Origin of the sequence: Chryseobacterium sp. SC28, from assembly GCF_003932955.1 — a bacterium.
GTDB lineage: Bacteria > Bacteroidota > Bacteroidia > Flavobacteriales > Weeksellaceae > Epilithonimonas.
Genome location: NZ_QOVY01000016.1, coordinates 1 through 17902 on the forward strand (window position 1 = coordinate 1; position 17902 = coordinate 17902).

Below are 17902 nucleotides of genomic sequence, written 5' to 3' on the forward strand. Positions count from 1 at the left end.
CACAATTTAAGAAAGAAAGTTGCCTGAGAAGGACAACTTTTTATTTTTTTACTAAAGAATATGAATAGATAAAAATTAAAAATCCGACTCACTTTTTGTTGTGAGACGGATTCCGCCGCTCTAAAATTTTTACAACGATCGTTGGACAGTTTGCGTGCAGAATTGACGCAGAAATCATTGAGTTTTTCTTATTTTTGGAAAAAATTTAAAATGGAAAAGTTTTCGGAGACTGAGGAGAAAAAATTACCAAGATGGAAGGATTTGCTGAAGAAATTTGGCATTGGCGGGATTATCTTTTTCACGGTCAAAGGCATTATCACTTCTACACTCATTTATTTTCTGGGGAAAAATTTTTGGGCTGTTATTAAGGATTACGTCGCGCAATGGGTTGATTAGCAAAGTGGTACACATTATTTCATAGAAAGAACAATTCTGGTTTTATTGGTCAAATCAAATTTGGCCTTGTCATATTTCGGTGCCGAAAATCTGTTTTTGGCGTTATTGGAAACGGTATAATCTTCCTTCGGAACGCCTATCATATTGGTATCCAGTTTACCATTATCATTTTTATCGTGGAATGCCGACAGCGCATATTGCCCTGCAGGTACGTTTTTAAAAGTAACGATCGCTTCGTGCTTGGCTATTTTGGATATGTTTCCCACAAACGCTTTTTTGAGAAATTGTTCTTCGGAATTGTATAGTCCTACGTACACTTTCCCTTTGTTGTTGGACAGACCTTTGATGACCACTTCCAAATCGTAAGTATTTTGGGCGAAAATTAAAAAAGGAAAAAAGAAGAGAAAAAGGAATATACTTTTCATAGTTTGAAATCTATAATTTAGGTTTTGCTTTCAGGCAAAGCAGCATTTTCGGCACAATAAAATTAAAAGTCCGAGAATTTATTCAAATGTACTATAAAAAAGGGTAGGGATCTAACGCAAAAATCAAAAGAAAATGGAAACTAAAAATTGGCAAGAAATAAAGAATAATGTTTACGGAAAAGTTGGAACTGAACAAGAGATGAATTGGAAAGGGATTTTGAATCTTTTGCCATCGGATCTCAATTGAGAAAAGACCGTGAAAAAAAATCTCACACAATCAGAATTGACAGATTGGGTTGAAAAAAAACGGGAGTATCTTTCCAAAATCGAAAATAAACGAATCCTAATTAGTTCAGAACTCATTATAAATAATGAGATAAAAGTTCTCCGGCAGCTCCCGCCCGTACCTATAATGTAAAAACGCGAGGTAGAAGCTCGCATTAGCGATTCAATCAAAAAAAAACCTGAAAATTATTAAAACCCTTTTTCATTTCGTAAATTTGTATCAACAAAATAAGAAATCAAAATGTCAAAAAAAGCAATCCTCGCCATATTAGACGGCTGGGGAATCGGTCTTAATGACCAAGTTTCCGCATTGGCTCAGGCCAATACGCCGTTTATGGACTACGCCCTAAAAACTTTCCCGAATACAACCCTCCAAGCCAGCGGCTTAGCCGTCGGTCTGCCCGAAGGACAAATGGGAAATTCCGAAGTCGGCCATATGAATCTGGGTGCCGGCAGAGTCGTTTACCAAAATCTGGTAAGGCTCAATATGGCGGTGGAAACGGGAAGTCTCGGCAGAGAAAAAGTCATCCAAAATGCTTTCGAATACGCAAAAGCCAACAACAAAAAAGTGCATTTCATCGGTTTGGTTTCCAATGGCGGTGTGCATTCTCACATCAATCATTTAAAGGGTTTATTGACGGCTGCTCACGAATACGGGCTTAACGAAAATGTCTTCGTTCACGCTTTTACAGACGGCAGAGATTGCGATCCAAAATCCGGAAAAGGCTTCATCGAGGAACTTTTAGCTCATATGAAATCCACAACGGGAAAATTGGCGTCCGTGATCGGCCGTTATTATGCGATGGACCGGGACAAGCGATGGGAACGGGTGAAACTGGCTTATGATTTGTTGGTAAACGGCGTCGGCAAAGAAACAAAGGATTTTTTGCAATCGATTCAGGAGTCCTATGACGCGGATATTACAGATGAGTTTATCCAACCAATTGTTGGGGTACAAAATCATTTTCCAATTGCAAAAATTGAGGATCACGATGTGGTCATTTCTTTCAACTTCCGGACCGACCGAGGTCGTGAGATCACAGAAGTGCTTACTCAGAAGGACTTCCCGGAATATGGAATGAAGAAATTGGATTTATATTATGTGACTTTGACCAATTACGATAAATCTTTCCAAAATGTAAAAGTTGTTTTTGATGAAAGTGTGCTTGAAAAAACAATCGGCGAAGTTTTGGAATCTGCCGGCAAATCCCAGATCAGAATTGCAGAAACCGAAAAATATCCGCACGTCACATTCTTCTTCTCAGGCGGTCGCGAAGCCGAATTTCAAAATGAGCGCCGGTTGCTGTGCCCAAGTCCGAAAGATGTTGCCACCTACGATCTGAAACCGGAAATGTCTGCGTACGATATTACCAATGCCATCATCCCGGAACTGGAAAAAGAATCAGCAGATTTCATCGTTCTCAACTTTGCAAACACAGATATGGTGGGTCACACCGGCGTATTCTCTGCTGCGGTAAAAGCTGCTGAAGTGGTAGATTCTTGCATCAAAAAAGTAGCAGAAACGGCTTATGAGCACGGTTATGCGGTGTTCATCTTGGCCGATCACGGCAATTCCGATATTATGATCAACCCGGATGGCTCTCCCAACACGCAGCATACCACCAATTTGGTGCCTTTCATCGTGATGGACAAAGACCACACTTGGGAATTGACACCCGGAAAATTGGGCGACGTAGCACCAACGATTCTAAAGGTGATGGGCATCGATATTCCCGAAGAAATGACGGGCAATGTTCTCGTTCGGTAATCAAAGAATGCAACGTCTTTATAATTTACAAGTCAAGAGCCAAATCTGAATATCAAATCCATATTTTTTGGATAAAAAAGAAGGCTTTGTTTTTTCTTTTAGTTTGGGGAATTTCCAAAGTTTTTTTGTTGGGTTTGTCTTTGAATTTAATACGCGTTCCTCTGCAGATTCGGAGAAAATAATAAGTCGGTTTTTTTAAGCCGATTTTTTTGTTAATATCATTGGGAAATTTAATAGGTCTATAATGATCAGAAATGGCAATTCGCCGTTTAAATTCCCAAAAATGTGAAGCAAATCTTAAAACTATCCTAAAGTTCTTTTAGCGGAAAAGCAAATCTTGCCTTTTTGTTGTACCTTTGAAGGCTAAAATAATTTAAGTTAATGTACGAGAAAGAGTTACAAATAGAAGTAATGAGATCAATGGAAGGAAGTATGGATGAGTTTATCAAATCGTACTTGACTCCTATTGAAAAAATTTGGCAACCTTCCGATTTCTTGCCGGACAGTACGAGCGAGAATTTCAAGCACGAAATTGAGGAACTGCAAACATTTGCCAGAGAAATGCCATATGACCTTTTCGTAACGCTCATTGGCGATTGCATCACCGAAGAAGCGCTGCCTACTTACGAGTCTTGGCTGATGGGTGTTGAGGGTGTAGATCAGGAAAAAAATACCGGTTGGGCCAAATGGGTACGAGGCTGGACTGCCGAAGAAAACCGCCACGGCGATCTATTGGGAAAATATCTATACCTCTGCGGCAGAGTAAATATGCGTGAGATGGAAATCACGACCCATCATCTCATCAACGATGGCTTCGATATCGGAACCAGCTCCGATCCTTATAAAAATTTTGTTTACACCAGTTTCCAAGAAACAGCCACCAATATTTCGCACAGACGCGTAGGCACTTTTGCAAAACAGTCGGGCAACAAAAAGCTGGCACAGATGTGTGGCGTTATCGCGGCCGACGAAGCCCGACACGCCAAAGCTTACAAAGATTTTTCCTCTCGAATTTTCGAGATGGATGCCAGCGGAATGATGCTCGCCTTCGAGGATATGATGCGAAGGAAAATCGTGATGCCCGCACATTTGCTAAGAGAATCCGGTCAGAAGGCAGGGGAACTCTGGGAACATTTTTCCGATGCAGCGCAGCGAGCGATGGTTTACACCGCCCAAGATTACATCAATATCCTGTCAGACCTTTTGGATGAGTGGAAAATCGACAGTATGAAAAACCTGACCGACAAAGCAGAAAGAGCCCGAGATTATCTGATGAAATTACCAGACAGATTGCAACGAATTTCCGACCGAATCAAAACGCCCGAACTTCCTTACAGTTTCAAATGGGTTAAAAGTTAGATAAAAGAAAAAAATGCGCTCACCAAGGCGCATTTTTTATGATTTAGATCTTCATTCGAGACTTGTTAAGAAAGGCTTTTATCACCAGTCTCTTTTCTTTAAGCCACATAATCCGTATATTTGCGAACTTATTTTTTTTTGAATAGACGATGATAAAAAGCAATAAAAAACTTGCCATAGATTTTGACGGAACGGTGGTGGAAGATGCCTATCCGGGAATAGGAAAACCAAAAACCTTTGCTTTCGAGACCCTCAAAAGATTGCAGGCAGAGGGATATAGACTGATTCTATGGACTTATCGGCACGGCAAATCCTTGGAGGAGGCGGTTGAATTTTGCAGAAAAAACGGGATCGAATTTTATGCAGTCAATTCCAGTTTCGAAGGCGAAGTTTTCGATTCCGAAACGCAATCCAGAAAAATTGACGCCGATCTTTTCATCGATGACCGAAATCTGGGTGGCTTTCCGGGTTGGGGCGAGATCTATCAAATCATCAATGAGAGGATAGAATTTCAGGTAGCAGGAGGCGAAGTTCATGCCTACTCCAAAATGAAAAAAGAAAAGAAAAAAGGCTTGTTCTGGTAGGTCTTTTGGTACAAGGTAAAATGTATCAAGTACAAGGTATTGCAATAAAAATACATTTGACATTTGACATCATACATTAATACAATTTCAATGATTCATCTCAAAACAATAGACGAGCTTCGGCTGATGAAGCAAAGTGCCAGATTGGTTTCCCAAACTTTGGGGATGCTGGCAAAGGAAATAAAACCCGGCATCAACACATTGTATCTGGACAAATTGGCGCACGATTTCATCAAAGATCACGGCGCCGAACCCGCATTTTTAGGTTACGGAGGATTTCCCGCCTCGCTCTGTATTTCCCCAAATGACCAAGTGGTTCACGGGTTTCCAAATACCGATATTCTGAAAGACGGCGACGTTCTGTCGGTAGATTGTGGCGTGGTTCTAAATGGATTTGTCGGCGATCATGCTTATACCTTCGAGGTAGGAGAGGTGTCCGAAGAAAATAAAAAACTCCTGCGAGTGACCAAAGAATCGCTTTATAAAGGCATCGAGCAATGCATCAGAGGAAAACGCATCGGTGATATTTCCTATGCGATCCAAAAACATTGCGAAAAGGAAGGCTACGGCGTGGTTCGCGAGCTCGTGGGGCATGGGCTTGGGAGGAAAATGCACGAGGATCCGCAAGTCCCAAACTACGGAAGACCGGGAAGCGGAAAAGTCCTGAAAGACGGCATTTGCCTGGCCATCGAGCCTATGGTAAACTTGGGAACCGAGAAAGTAAAATTCCACAATGATGGATGGACGGTGACGACTTTGGATCACAAGACATCGGCCCATTTCGAGCACGATGTCTGCATCATTGGTGGCAAACCGGTTTTGCTGTCAACTTTTGATTACATTTATGATGCTTTGGGAATCCGGTCGGACGAGGAAAAGGCTTTTCAGATGGATTTTTAATTCATGAAAAATTTGACCAAATTTCTGCTCAATAACATTCCGAGACCGATGCTCATTAATCTGAGCATTTTTCTTCGTCCCTTGATCGTTTTATTTTTTAAAGGAAATGATTTTACCGATCCTATCGACGGAAAATCTTACCGTAAATTTTTACCCTATGGCTACGGGAAACAACGTGCCAACGCCTTATCGCCGGGAACTTTGTCTTTGGAGAGGCACCGGCAGATGTGGCTTTATCTCGAGAATGAAACCAACTTTTTTACGGCAAATCTAAAGGTTTTGCACATTGCGCCGGAGCAGGAATTTCTTCGAAAATTCAAAAAAATGAAGAATTTGGACTATACTTCGGCCGATCTTTTCTCGCCCATTGTAGATGTGAAAGCCGATATTTTGGCTTTGCCTTTTGAAAACGAAAGTTTCGATGTCGTTTTCTGCAACCACGTTTTGGAACATATTGTGGATGACAGAAAAGCTATGTCCGAACTTTATCGGGTGATGAAGCCCAACGGATGGGGTATCTTGCAGGTTCCGATGAAAAATTCACTCGCAAAGACTTACGAAGATTTTACGATCACGAATCCGAAAGATCGGCAAAAGCATTTCGGACAATACGATCACGTTCGCTGGTATGGAATGGACTATTTCGACCGTCTGAGAAGTGTGGGTTTTGAGGCAGAGGCCAATTTCTATTCCCGGAAGTTCTCTGAAGCCGAGATCAAAAAATTTGGTCTTAATAAAAATGAAATTTTGCCCATTGTAAGGAAATTATCAAATTAATCGAAAACAGTAGGATAGAAAGGTTTCAGAACTATAAATGGACTCAAAAAAGACCACGGAGTGTTAAATAATCATTAAAAAAAATTTTTAACTTACTGTTTTTCAGTCTTAATAGTTTTTGTTAATCCCGTTTCATAGATTTTATTATTGGTTATGTGACGTCTAATTTAGATTTAATCAATAAATTTGACTGTTTGTTTCAAAACATTATTATCAAAATCAATCATCTATGAGGAATATCGCGATTAGCTTTTTTGTTGTCTTAGGTTTATTATCAGGATGTTCTAAATCGGAAAACAAAGACGAGAAAAAAGAATTACCGCCTCAACCGTATCAATATATAGTTGCAAAAAGTGGTCCCGCGGAAAATTGGACTCAGTACCCTGCCCGACTAGAAGGCATTCAAAACGTAGAAATCCGTCCGAAAATCGATGGTTTCGTAGAGAAAATCTATGTTGACGAAGGCAGCAGTGTCAACCAAGGTCAATTGCTCTTCCTCCTCAGAAATCCCCAGTACGAGCAAGCCGTGTTGGCAGCTCAGGCCACCGTAAACAGTGCAAGAGCGGCAGTAGCCAATGCGCAAATGCAAGTGACCAAAACAAAACCCTTAGTCGATAAAAAAATCATCTCGGCATACGAGCTTCAAGCGGCTGAATTGGCCTTGCAAGCAGCAAAGGCATCTTTGGCGGAGTCGCAGGCTCAGCTCGCCAATGCGCAAGTCAACCAAGGCTATACTAAACTCTACAGTCCGGTGAGCGGTGTAGTAGGTACATTGCCTTACAAAACGGGAAGCTATATCAGTGCGAATACAGCGCAACCCTTGACGACGGTCTCCAATATTTCCAAAATATTTGCTTATTTTTCAATTAATGAAAAGCAGCAGTTGGAATTCTTCAAACATGCGCCGGGTGCGAGCATCGAGGAAAAGATAAAAAATTCCCCTTTAGTAGATTTGATTCTTGCCGATGGCACCAAATATAACCAAAAAGGCAAAATAGAATCTATCAGCGGACTGGTAGATCCCAATACCGGTTCGTTCTCGATACGCGCTACTTTTCCCAATCCCAACGGAATTCTCAGAAGTGGTTACAGCGCTACAATACAGTTGGCAAACAATCTTGAAAATGTCATTATCATTCCGCAAGCGGCGACATACGAACTTCAAGGCAAAGTTTTCGTGTATGTCATTGGAACTGACAACAAGGTGAAATCCGTAGAAATCAAAGTTGAAGATATGCCGGACGGACTTACTTATGCGGTAACTTCCGGCCTGAAAGACGGCGATAAAGTAGTGGTCGAGGGTGTTGGTCTTCTCAAAGATGGCACGGTGGTAATCCCGAAAGAAACTACTTTGCAAAACGCGATCAATAAAAAATGATGGCAGTAGATTAATATTTTATTAATGACAAAAAATGAAAAGTAAAAGCTTTAATATACTAGGCATTTTGTTTCATATTTTTTCTTATAGTCCCATTACTTATGTTTGGAACCTTTATAGAACGCCCGGTACTGTCCACCGTAATTTCCATTATCATTGTAATCCTCGGTATTTTGGGAGTTGTGACCTTGCCTGTTTCTCAATATCCGGATATTGCGCCACCCACTGTGGTTGTAAATACAAGTTATCAAGGTGCGAACGCCGACGTGATTTTAAAAAGCGTCATTGTTCCTTTGGAAGAGCAGATTAATGGAGTAGAAGGGATGACCTATATGACCTCCTCTGCTACCAATGACGGCTCCGGATCGGTTACGGTATATTTCAAACAAGGTGTAGATCCGGATATTGCTGCGGTTAACGTGCAGAATAGAGTGGCACGTGCCACCCCGCTGTTACCAAGAGAAGTGACCCAAGCCGGTGTAACGGTTCTCAAGAGGCAAAGTTCCAACGTACTTATTTTCTCGCTTTATAGCGAGAATCCGACTTATGATATGACTTTTCTTCAGAATTACACCAACATCAATATGGTGCCCCAAATCAAAAGGGTTACTGGTGTAGGAGATGTGACGGTGTTTGGTTCTAAAGACTATTCAATAAGAATCTGGCTAAATCCCAATAAAATGGCGGCCTATGGTCTTGTTCCTTCCGATATCAGCAACTTGCTTGCGGAACAGAATATTGAGGCTGCCCCAGGAAGTTTGGGAGACGAGAGCAATCAAAGTTTCCGTTACACTTTGAAATACAAAGGGCGACTCACGGAAATCCCGGAGTTTGATAATATCATTGTCAAAGCGACGGAAGATGGTCAAATATTAAGATTAAAAGATGTAGCGCGGATAGAACTTGGCGCCCAAGACTACACAGGCAGTAGCTTTACAGACGGTTATCCCTCTGTCGGGATGGCTGTGGCCCAGACTGCCGGTTCCAATGCTCAGGATGTCATTAATCAATCTATCGCTGTTTTGGATAAGGCTCAGGCTTCGTTTCCGAAAGGTGTCAAATATACGACGCTTATCAATGCCAACGAATTCTTGGATTCGTCTATAGAGAAAGTGGTTCGTACCTTGATAGAGGCGTTTATTCTCGTATTCATTGTGGTTTTTATTTTTTTGCAGGATTGGCGATCTACTTTGATTCCCGCTATTTCAGTGCCGGTAGCAATTATAGGCACATTCTTCTTTTTAAGCATCTTCGGATTTACGATCAATTTACTAACGCTTTTTGCGTTGATCTTGGCAGTTGGGATTGTGGTAGACGATGCTATCGTAGTCGTGGAAGCGGTTCACAGTAAGTTGGAAAGGGGCGAAAAATCTCCCCTCAGAGCCTCGATAAATGCGATGAATGAAATCAGTGGTGCTATTGTCAGCATCACTTTAGTCATGTCGGCGGTTTTTATTCCGGTGAGTTTTATTACAGGTTCTGCCGGTGTTTTTTATAAACAGTTTGGTTTGACTTTGGCCATTTCCATCGTTTTATCGGCTATCAATGCATTGACGTTAAGCCCGGCTTTATGTGCAATATTCCTCAAACCGCACTCGCACGAAGAAGAAAAAAAGAATTTCGTTCAGCGGTTTTTTGCCAATTTCAATACCATTTTTGACGCTATGGTAAAGCGCTATTCCAGAGCCGTATTATTCTTATTGAGAAAAAAATGGATAGCCATTACAGGATTGGCAGCCTTCGCCGCAATCTTCATTTGGTTGATGAACACTACGCCGAAATCCTTCGTTCCGTCCGAAGATATGGGAGGCGTTTTTATGGACATCTCGCTTCCTATCGGTTCCAACGAGAACCGAACCAAGGAAGTTCTGAAGAGGGTGGAAGATATCGTCAAAAGCCAGCCCGAAGTAGCCCATATCCTAAAAGTGTCGGGTCGAGGAATGATAAGTGGCGTGGGATCCAACAACGGAATGCTGATCGTAAAACTAAAAGATTGGAAATACAGAACCGAAAAGGGCGAAGACCAGCAATCCTTCATTGCAAGGATGTACAAAGAAACAGCCGGGATCAAGGATGCTAAATTGACCTACTTCGCAAGACCTACCTTGCAGGGTTTTGGGACGGCAGCCGGTTTCGAACTTCAAATTCAGGATCAGAAAGGCGGTAGTGTGGCGGATTTGAATAAAGTGGCCAACGATTTTATCGAGAAAATGAATCAGCAACCCGATATTCAGAGAACTTTCACATCCTTCAATCCCAATTATCCGCAGTATATGATTGATATTGATGTGGCCGCGGCCAAAGCAGCGGGATTTTCGGTATCCGATATCCTTACGACAATGCAGGGTTACTACGGCGGGGTTTATGCATCCAACGTCAATTTATTCGGGAAGCAATATCGGGTGATTTATCAGGCGCCTTATGAAGACAGAGAAAATTTGGAGAGTTTCAATAAGGTGCAAATCAGAAACATCAATGGTGAAATGGCTCCTTTGAGTCGATATATCACGGCAACACGGGTTTATGGTCCACAAGTAATCGGCCGTTTCAATCTGTTTACTGCTATCGGTATTAATGGAACGCCAAATCCCGGGTTCTCCTCGGGCGAGGCCATCAGTACGGTAGAAAGGGTGGCCAAGGAAACATTGCCACAAGGCTATGGCTACGAGTTTTCCGGGCTTACGAGAGAGGAAGTTAACGCGGGATCCCAGACGGTTTACATCTTCATTTTATGTTGTGTTTTCGTCTATTTTCTTTTGGCAGCCCAATACGAAAGTTATCTTTTGCCTTTTGCCGTTATGCTGTCTTTACCTGTGGGGCTGGCCGGAGTGATGATGTTTAGCAGCTGGATCGGAGGTTCCAATAATATTTATTCGCAGATCTCGCTCATTATGATGATTGGTCTTTTGGCCAAAAACGCCATCTTGATTGTAGAGTTTGCTTTAGATGCAAGGAAAAAAGGCTTTTCCATTGCGCACTCAGCCATTAGTGGAGCCAAGCAGAGATTGCGTCCGATTTTGATGACTTCGTTTGCATTCATTTTCGGATTGATTCCATTGGCGATCTCGACCGGGGCGGGCGCCGTTGGTAACCAATCCATCGGGATCGGAGCGATTGGCGGAATGTTGTTCGGGACAGTATTCGGTGTATTTGTTATCCCGATTTTGTTTGCCGTTTTCATGTATTTGCAAGAAAAATTAACCAGTAGAAAAGTTTCCGACAAATACGAAGGACAGCTAAGCGAATAACCAAAGTTGAGAAAAATGAAATTATCAAATTTAATCATATTAGCAAGTGTAGCCGCTTTCTTTCAATCGTGCAAGGTCACAGATACCTACAAAAATCCAGAAATAGATCTAAACCGACAAGAGAATCTCTTTCGTCAAAAAACAAGTAGCGACAGTACCTCTATCGCCAATGTGGCTTGGAATCAGATTTTTACCGATGCAAAATTACAGAGTATCATCACAAAAACGGTGGCAAACAATCTGGATCTTAAAGTTGCCATTGCAAGAATCCAAGAAGCGGACGCTATTTTCAAGCAATCACAGTTGCAGAATCTGCCCGGTCTGGATGGTGTGGCATCCTTGCGCGACACCAAAAACAGCGCTGCGGCTCAAGGCGGCAATTTTGTGATACCGGATCTGATGAACTATCAATTGGGCATCTCCACCGGTTGGGAGGTCGACATCTGGGGAAGAATCAAATCCCTGAAGAGATCGGCCTATGCAGGTTTTCTTCAATCGGATGCAGCGAAACGAGCCGTGCAAACTCAGCTGGTGGCTCAGGCAGCAAGCTTGTATTACCAATTGATTTCCTTGGACAAGCAATTAGAAATCACCAATCAGACCATCAAACTTCGCATGGAAGATGTAGAGAGTATGCAACTATTGATGGATGCAGGATATGTGACCGGTGCAGATTTGGAGCAGAGCAAAGCCAATCTGTATTCCACTCAAATATCGGTTCCCGATTTGGAGTTGCAAATCCAGCAGACGGAAAATGCTCTGAGTGTTCTGATGAACGAGAATCCGCAACCCATCGACAGAAACTCGATCGATTCTCAAATCGTTTATACCGACCTCAAGACAGGCGTCCCAGTCGCATTGCTAAAAAACCGTCCCGACGTTCAAGCGGCGGAATTAGCCTTTAGGCAAGCATTTGAAAATAAAAATGTAGCCATGGCAGAAGTTTATCCTGCTTTTAATATTACGGGAACCTTGGGACTTTCTACCAAAAATTTGGAGGACTTTTTTAATGATTCGCTGTTTTACACGATTGGCGGAAGCCTCACGCAGAATATCTTCCAGCAGGGCAACCGAAAAGCACAGGTGAAAATAGCCGATGCCAGACAACAGCAGGCTTATTTTACATTTCAGAATACTTTATTGACAGCCGGTTCCGAAGTGTCCAATGCTTTACTTTCTTATCAAAAAGCGAAAGAAAAAGAGTCAACGAGACAATTGCAAATCCAATCTTTGGAAAAGGCAGTGGAGTTCAATAAAGAATTACTAACTTATTCTTCTACAGTCAATTACGTGAATGTTCTTACATCGGAACAGTCCTTGCTGCAAGCACAATTAGCCGGCGTCACCGATAAACTGCAGCAGTTGCAGGCAGTTACCGAATTTTATCGAGCACTAGGAGGTGGACAATTTTAAGGTCTTCATCTTTGAACTTCTGAAAGGAACTGAACTGTCAATTTCGGTTCTCCTTTATCATCCGACGATTGTTCCATTTTCCACAGGCTCATCAGGCGTCACGAAAGTCAGCTTGCCGTCTGATTTGGTAGTGAGGAGAAGCATTCCCTGAGATTCTATTCCTCTGATTTTTCTTGGGGCAAGATTTAATAAGATCATGACCTGTTTGCCAATCAACTCTTCCGGAGAGAAACTTTCGGCCACGCCGGAAACTACCGTTCTGATGTCCACACCAGTATCTACCGTAAATTTCAGAAGTTTGTCTGCCTTATCCACTTTTTCTGCAGTAATAATGGTGGCAGTTCTCAAATCGATTTTTGCAAAATCATCAAATTGTATTTCGTCTTTCACAGGCGTTAAAATTTCTGTTTGCGCTGCAAGTTCCTCGTGGGACTCAGAAGCATTTTTAGAGCTCAAGTCCCTCTCCTTTGGAGAAGGATTTAGGGTGAGGACTTTTTTATTCTCCTCTTTCGTATTCTCCAATTTTTGAATTTGAAATTCTATCGTAGAATCTTCAATTTTTGAGAAAAGCAGAGAAGCTTCATTGATTTGGTGACCGGTTTCTATTAAGATGGTTTTAGTTTCAATATCTTCCCAGTTCATTTTTTCAACATTGAACATTTGCAGTAATTTCTCTGAGCTGAAAGGCATAAACGGTTCTGATAACTGGGCCAAAGCCACCGCAATCTGCGCACCTATAAATAATGAATGAGCTGCTTTTTTGGGATCCACTTTAATCGTTTTCCAAGGCTCTTCTATTTGTAAATATTGGTTTCCAAATCTCGCTAAATTCATCAAAGCTGTCAATGAATTTCGGATCTCGAAGTTTTCTAAGTATTGTGCGATTTCTGCCGCCGATTTTTTGATTTCAAGCAATTCCTCTGCTTCGGCGTTTCCTGCTGGGATGATGCCGCCGTAATATTTATGGATCAAAACAGCAACTCTGTTGATAAAGTTTCCAAAGATCCCCACCAATTCAGAATTATTTTTAGTTTGGAAATCTTTCCAAGTAAAATTGTTGTCCTTGGTTTCAGGAGCAGACGAAAGCAATGCATAGCGCAAAACATCTTGCTGGCCCGGGAATTCTTCCACATATTCGTGCGCCCAAACGGCCCAGTTTCTCGAAGTCGAGATTTTTTCGTTCTCAAGATTCAAGAATTCGAAAGCGGGAACATTGGTTGGCAAAATATAATCGCCGTGTGCCTTCATCATCGCCGGGAAAATGATGCAATGGAAAACGATATTGTCTTTCCCAATGAAATGAATCAGTTCAGTTTGTGGATCTTGCCAGTAATCTTTCCAGTTTTTGCCGGTTTTCGCTGCCCATTCTTGCGTGAAAGAGATATAACCAATCGGTGCATCAAACCAGACGTACAGCACTTTGCCTTCGGCATTTGGCAACGGAACAGGAATACCCCAGTTGAGGTCGCGCGTCATAGCTCTTGGTTTCAAACCATCACTTAACCAAGATTTTACTTGGCCGTAAACATTGGTTTTCCAGTCGTCTTTATGACCTTCGAGGATCCACTCGGTGAGGAAATCTTCGTACTCATTTAGTGGTAAATACCAGTTTTTGGTTTCTTTCAGAATGGGCGGATTGCCGCTCAGCACAGATTTCGGATTGATCAGTTCGGAAGGTGAAAGTGTAATGCCGCATTTTTCGCATTGATCGCCGTAGGCATTTTCGTTTCCGCAATTCGGGCAAGTGCCGATGATGTATCGGTCTGCTAAAAATTCCTTAGCCTGCTCATCAAAATATTGTTCCGAAACTTCCTCGGTAAATTTGCCTTTATTATATAGAGTTAGGAAAAAATCCTGACTGACTTGGTAATGAGTTGGGGAGGTCGTGCGGGAATATTCGTCAAACGAGATTCCAAGATCGGCAAAAGATTTTTTGATGATTGCGTGGTATTTGTCCACAATATCTTGCGGCGAAACACCTTCTTTTTTTGCACGGATTGTAATGGGGATGCCGTGCTCATCGCTACCGCAGATGAAAGCGACGTCCTTTCCCAATCTTCTTTGGAATCTTGCATAGACGTCTGCGGGTATATAAACGCCCGCCAAATGCCCGATATGGACCGGTCCGTTGGCGTAGGGCAAAGCGGCGGTAATCAACTTTCTGTTCGACATTAGAATGTAAAATTAAAAATGCAAAAGTACAACTTTCAATTTAAAATTGGGCTGTCTCGGAGATTATTAAATTGATGACGATTTGATAATAACACTTCCCATATTAATAATTGAAACTTGAACAGTTATTGATTTTTATTTCACTTTTCATTAATATAGAATTAATATTGGTTAATTTAGAAGAAAAAAACGTTAAACGTTTGTTTAATTAAGTGTTAAAATTTCACAAATGACGAAAAACAGCTTTTTCTTGTAAAAAATTGTTAATCAATGTACTAAATATCCGAATTACCATATAAAATGGGTTATTGGAGCGGAAAAAGAAGAATTTTAAAAATATTTTAACAGAATGTTGTTTTTTTTATAAATTGCAAAACAAGATTGAATGTAATTCTTAAACAAATTTGAAAATAATATAAACCTTAAAAATTTATTTTTTGTGAGAAACTATAATGTATTAAAAATTGCTCCAGCATTTCTATTGCTCGGATCAATGCTACATGCACAACAAGACGACTCGATTAAATCAGAAACTCAAATCGAGCAGGTGGTGCTGATTGGTTATGGTAAGCAGAAAAAAACAGATCTTACAGGATCTATTTCTTCTATTACGGCAAAGGATTTCAATGGCGGCGCTTCTACTCCCGCACAATTGATTCAAGGAAAGACGCCCGGCGTTCAAATTACAACGAATAGTGGTGCGCCTGGAGCAGGCTCTTCTATTAGGATTCGTGGTATTGGCTCGCTGAATGCATCTCAAGCACCACTAATTGTTATAGATGGTGTGCCTCAGGATTTTACTGGGATTAGCGGAGCGGCAGATCCTTTATCTTTGATTAACCCCAATGATATTCAATCATTTGACATTTTAAAAGATGCTTCGGCCACAGCAATCTATGGTAACAGGGCATCCAATGGTGTAATCCTGATTACAACCAAACAGGGATCTGCCGGTAAACTAAAGGTAAATTTTACAACATTGACGTCCATTTCTACAAAAATGGACAATGTAGATGTTTTAAATGCTGATGAATACCGAGCCTTTGTCAACGAAATTGCTGCAACTAATGCCACGGTTGCAAATAATGCTTTCCGATTGGGAAATGCTAACACAGACTGGCAAGATCATATTTACCAAAAAGCTTGGGGTACCGATAATAACATTGCCCTTAGCGGAGGGATCAAAAATTTGCCTTACCGGCTATCAATTGGTTACACGGAACAAAATGGTATCGTAAAAACGAATTCATTCAGAAGAACCTCTGTTGGGTTAAATCTAAATCCAAAATTCTTCGACAATCATTTGGCAGTGAATGTTAATTTAAAAGGAACTTTCACCGACAACCGTTTTGTGCCGGGAGGTGTCATTCAAAATGCTACGTATTTTGATCCCACACAACCAATCTATTCGGGGAATTCTGCTTACGGCGGTTATTATGAATGGTTAGATCCAGGTTCTGCAACGGGATTAAATGTCAATGCAACAGCAAATCCTTTGGCGCAAATAGCAGCAGTAAGAGATGTGTCTTCTGTATGGAGGGCATTGGGAAATATTCAGATTGACTACAAATTTCATTTCTTACCGGATCTTCATTTTAATGTCAATGGTGGATACGACTATGCCAAAAGTAATGGAGCTACAACAGTAAGCGGCGAGTATAAAGCCGGCATTGCAACATTGGGATCTTACAGAGAATACTCCCAGGAGAAAAAGAACAGATTGCTGGAAACCTATTTCAATTATGTGAAAAACATTGATGCTATCGATACGAATATTGATCTGGTAGCCGGTTATTCATATCAGAATTTTCACACTTTTTCACCCTATGCCGTCACCTACAACGGAAATGGTCAGAATCTTCCGCCGGGAACGGATTTTGCCACAAGAAATGTGTTATTATCTTTTTACGGAAGAGGTATTTTTACCATTGCAAACAAATATATAATTTCTGCAACTATCCGAAGGGATGGTTCTTCGAGATTTTACAATGGTACCAAAGACAATGTTTGGGGCAACTTCCCGGGTGTTTCGGTTGCCTGGAAAATTAATGAAGAAAATTTCCTAAAAGATACATTTGTGAACACCTTAAAATTACGAGCAGGATGGGGAGAAACCGGTAATCAGGAAATCAGTACCGGAAATTATCCTGCATTTGCAAATTATTCTATTAGCCAGCCTGGCGCAGAATATCAGTTTGGATCGCAGTATTATTATATGTATCGGCCGGATATTTATAATCCATTGTTGCAATGGGAAACTACCACCAATCAGAATATAGGATTAGATTTTGGATTTGTGCGCAACAGAATTTTCGGATCTGTAGATTACTTTGAAAAAAAAGCTGAAAAATTGCAGGTATTTGCAGGTATTGCTGCTGGAGATCTTAGTAACTTTAATAACTTGAATGCCGGTAATATGAAAACAACAGGGGTAGAAGGATCGGTAACTGTAGTCCCTATCAAAACAGAGAATGTTAATTGGGAAGTATCTTTTAATGCCACGCATTACAATTCTAAAGTTACTAATCTCATACAAGGAGCAGACGATTCCTATTTTCTGCCTGTAGGAGGTATCAGTGGTGGTGTGGGAAACACAATCCAAGCGCACGCAGTCGGTTATAAGCCATATTCCTTTTTGGTTTATCAGCAAGTTTACGGATCTAATGGTAAGCCGCTGGATGGCGTCTATGTAGACAGAAACGGAGACGGAACCATAACTGCGTCCGACAGATATTATTATCAATCAACTCAGCCGGATGCGATATTGGGATTTAGCACAAAATTAAATGTTAAAAATTGGGACTTTGGGTTCAGCGCCAGAGCAGTAATCGGCAATTATGTTTATAACAATGCAGCCTCAAACAGTTCTATTCAGTCATTGACTACCAATAGCTATTTGCAGAATGTATATTCATCAGCAGCAGACTACAAATTTTCATCACCACAATATTTTTCTGATATTTTTGTAGAAGATGCTTCTTTTCTAAGATTGGATAATGTTAATTTGGGATATAATTTTAAAGATATATTGAGCCAAGGCTCCAGTCTCAGAGTATATGCGATGGCCCAGAATGTATTCGTCATTTCAGACTACTCAGGAGTGGATCCCGAGGTATTTGGAGGGATTGATAATGGGTATTACCAACTGCCGAGAATATATTCTTTAGGATTAAATTTTCAATTTTAATTAAATAACA

Annotated in this window: 12 protein-coding genes; 10 read left to right on the forward strand and 2 right to left on the reverse strand. The window is 41.1% G+C overall.

Translation table 11 applies throughout. From position 1 onward, the window contains the following. Positions 1-210 precede the first annotated feature (210 nt). The gene (locus tag DTW91_RS09495; RefSeq protein WP_125203149.1) at positions 211-396 is read left to right on the forward strand and encodes a hypothetical protein; all 186 of its coding nucleotides are present in this window, start codon (positions 211-213) and stop codon (positions 394-396) included. 14 nt (positions 397-410) lie between these two features. Here DTW91_RS09495 and DTW91_RS09500 read toward each other — a convergent pair whose 3' ends face one another. Next, positions 411-821, reverse strand: coding sequence for a DUF2141 domain-containing protein (locus DTW91_RS09500; RefSeq protein ID WP_125203150.1), 411 nt, complete (start codon positions 819-821; stop codon positions 411-413). A gap of 526 nt (positions 822-1347) precedes the next feature. Here DTW91_RS09500 and gpmI point away from each other — a divergent pair. From gpmI to DTW91_RS09545, 8 genes are all read left to right on the forward strand, one after another. Then, complete coding sequence (gpmI, locus tag DTW91_RS09510; protein WP_125203151.1) at positions 1348-2874, forward strand: 2,3-bisphosphoglycerate-independent phosphoglycerate mutase; 1527 nt, start codon at positions 1348-1350, stop codon at positions 2872-2874. 381 nt (positions 2875-3255) lie between these two features. Then, positions 3256-4233: an acyl-ACP desaturase gene (locus DTW91_RS09515; protein ID WP_125203152.1), complete on the forward strand. Its 978-nt coding sequence runs from the start codon at positions 3256-3258 to the stop codon at positions 4231-4233. A 152-nt stretch (positions 4234-4385) separates the two neighbouring features. Continuing rightward, the gene (locus DTW91_RS09520) at positions 4386-4817 is read left to right on the forward strand and encodes a BT0820 family HAD-type phosphatase (RefSeq protein ID WP_125203191.1); all 432 of its coding nucleotides are present in this window, start codon (positions 4386-4388) and stop codon (positions 4815-4817) included. 90 nt (positions 4818-4907) lie between these two features. Then, positions 4908-5717, forward strand: a complete 810-nt coding sequence (map, locus tag DTW91_RS09525; RefSeq protein WP_125203153.1) for a type I methionyl aminopeptidase — start codon at positions 4908-4910, stop codon at positions 5715-5717. Positions 5718-5720: 3 nt separating this feature from the next. After that, positions 5721-6494 carry a class I SAM-dependent methyltransferase gene (locus DTW91_RS09530; RefSeq protein WP_125203154.1) on the forward strand — a complete coding sequence of 258 codons (774 nt, stop codon included), beginning with the start codon at positions 5721-5723 and terminating at the stop codon, positions 6492-6494. A gap of 229 nt (positions 6495-6723) precedes the next feature. Continuing rightward, the gene (locus DTW91_RS09535) at positions 6724-7872 is read left to right on the forward strand and encodes an efflux RND transporter periplasmic adaptor subunit (RefSeq protein ID WP_125203155.1); all 1149 of its coding nucleotides are present in this window, start codon (positions 6724-6726) and stop codon (positions 7870-7872) included. A 101-nt stretch (positions 7873-7973) separates the two neighbouring features. Then, the gene (locus DTW91_RS09540; protein WP_125203156.1) at positions 7974-11120 is read left to right on the forward strand and encodes an efflux RND transporter permease subunit; all 3147 of its coding nucleotides are present in this window, start codon (positions 7974-7976) and stop codon (positions 11118-11120) included. 15 nt (positions 11121-11135) lie between these two features. Next, entirely contained in the window at positions 11136-12533 is a 1398-nt protein-coding gene (locus DTW91_RS09545; protein ID WP_125203157.1) for an efflux transporter outer membrane subunit, read from the forward strand. A gap of 57 nt (positions 12534-12590) precedes the next feature. Here DTW91_RS09545 and metG read toward each other — a convergent pair whose 3' ends face one another. Beyond that, entirely contained in the window at positions 12591-14705 is a 2115-nt protein-coding gene (gene metG, locus DTW91_RS09550) for a methionine--tRNA ligase (RefSeq protein ID WP_125203158.1), read from the reverse strand. 493 nt (positions 14706-15198) lie between these two features. Between metG and DTW91_RS09555 the strand changes: the two genes are divergently transcribed. Next, positions 15199-17892, forward strand: a complete 2694-nt coding sequence (locus tag DTW91_RS09555; RefSeq protein WP_228412701.1) for a SusC/RagA family TonB-linked outer membrane protein — start codon at positions 15199-15201, stop codon at positions 17890-17892. Positions 17893-17902: the final 10 nt, after the last annotated feature.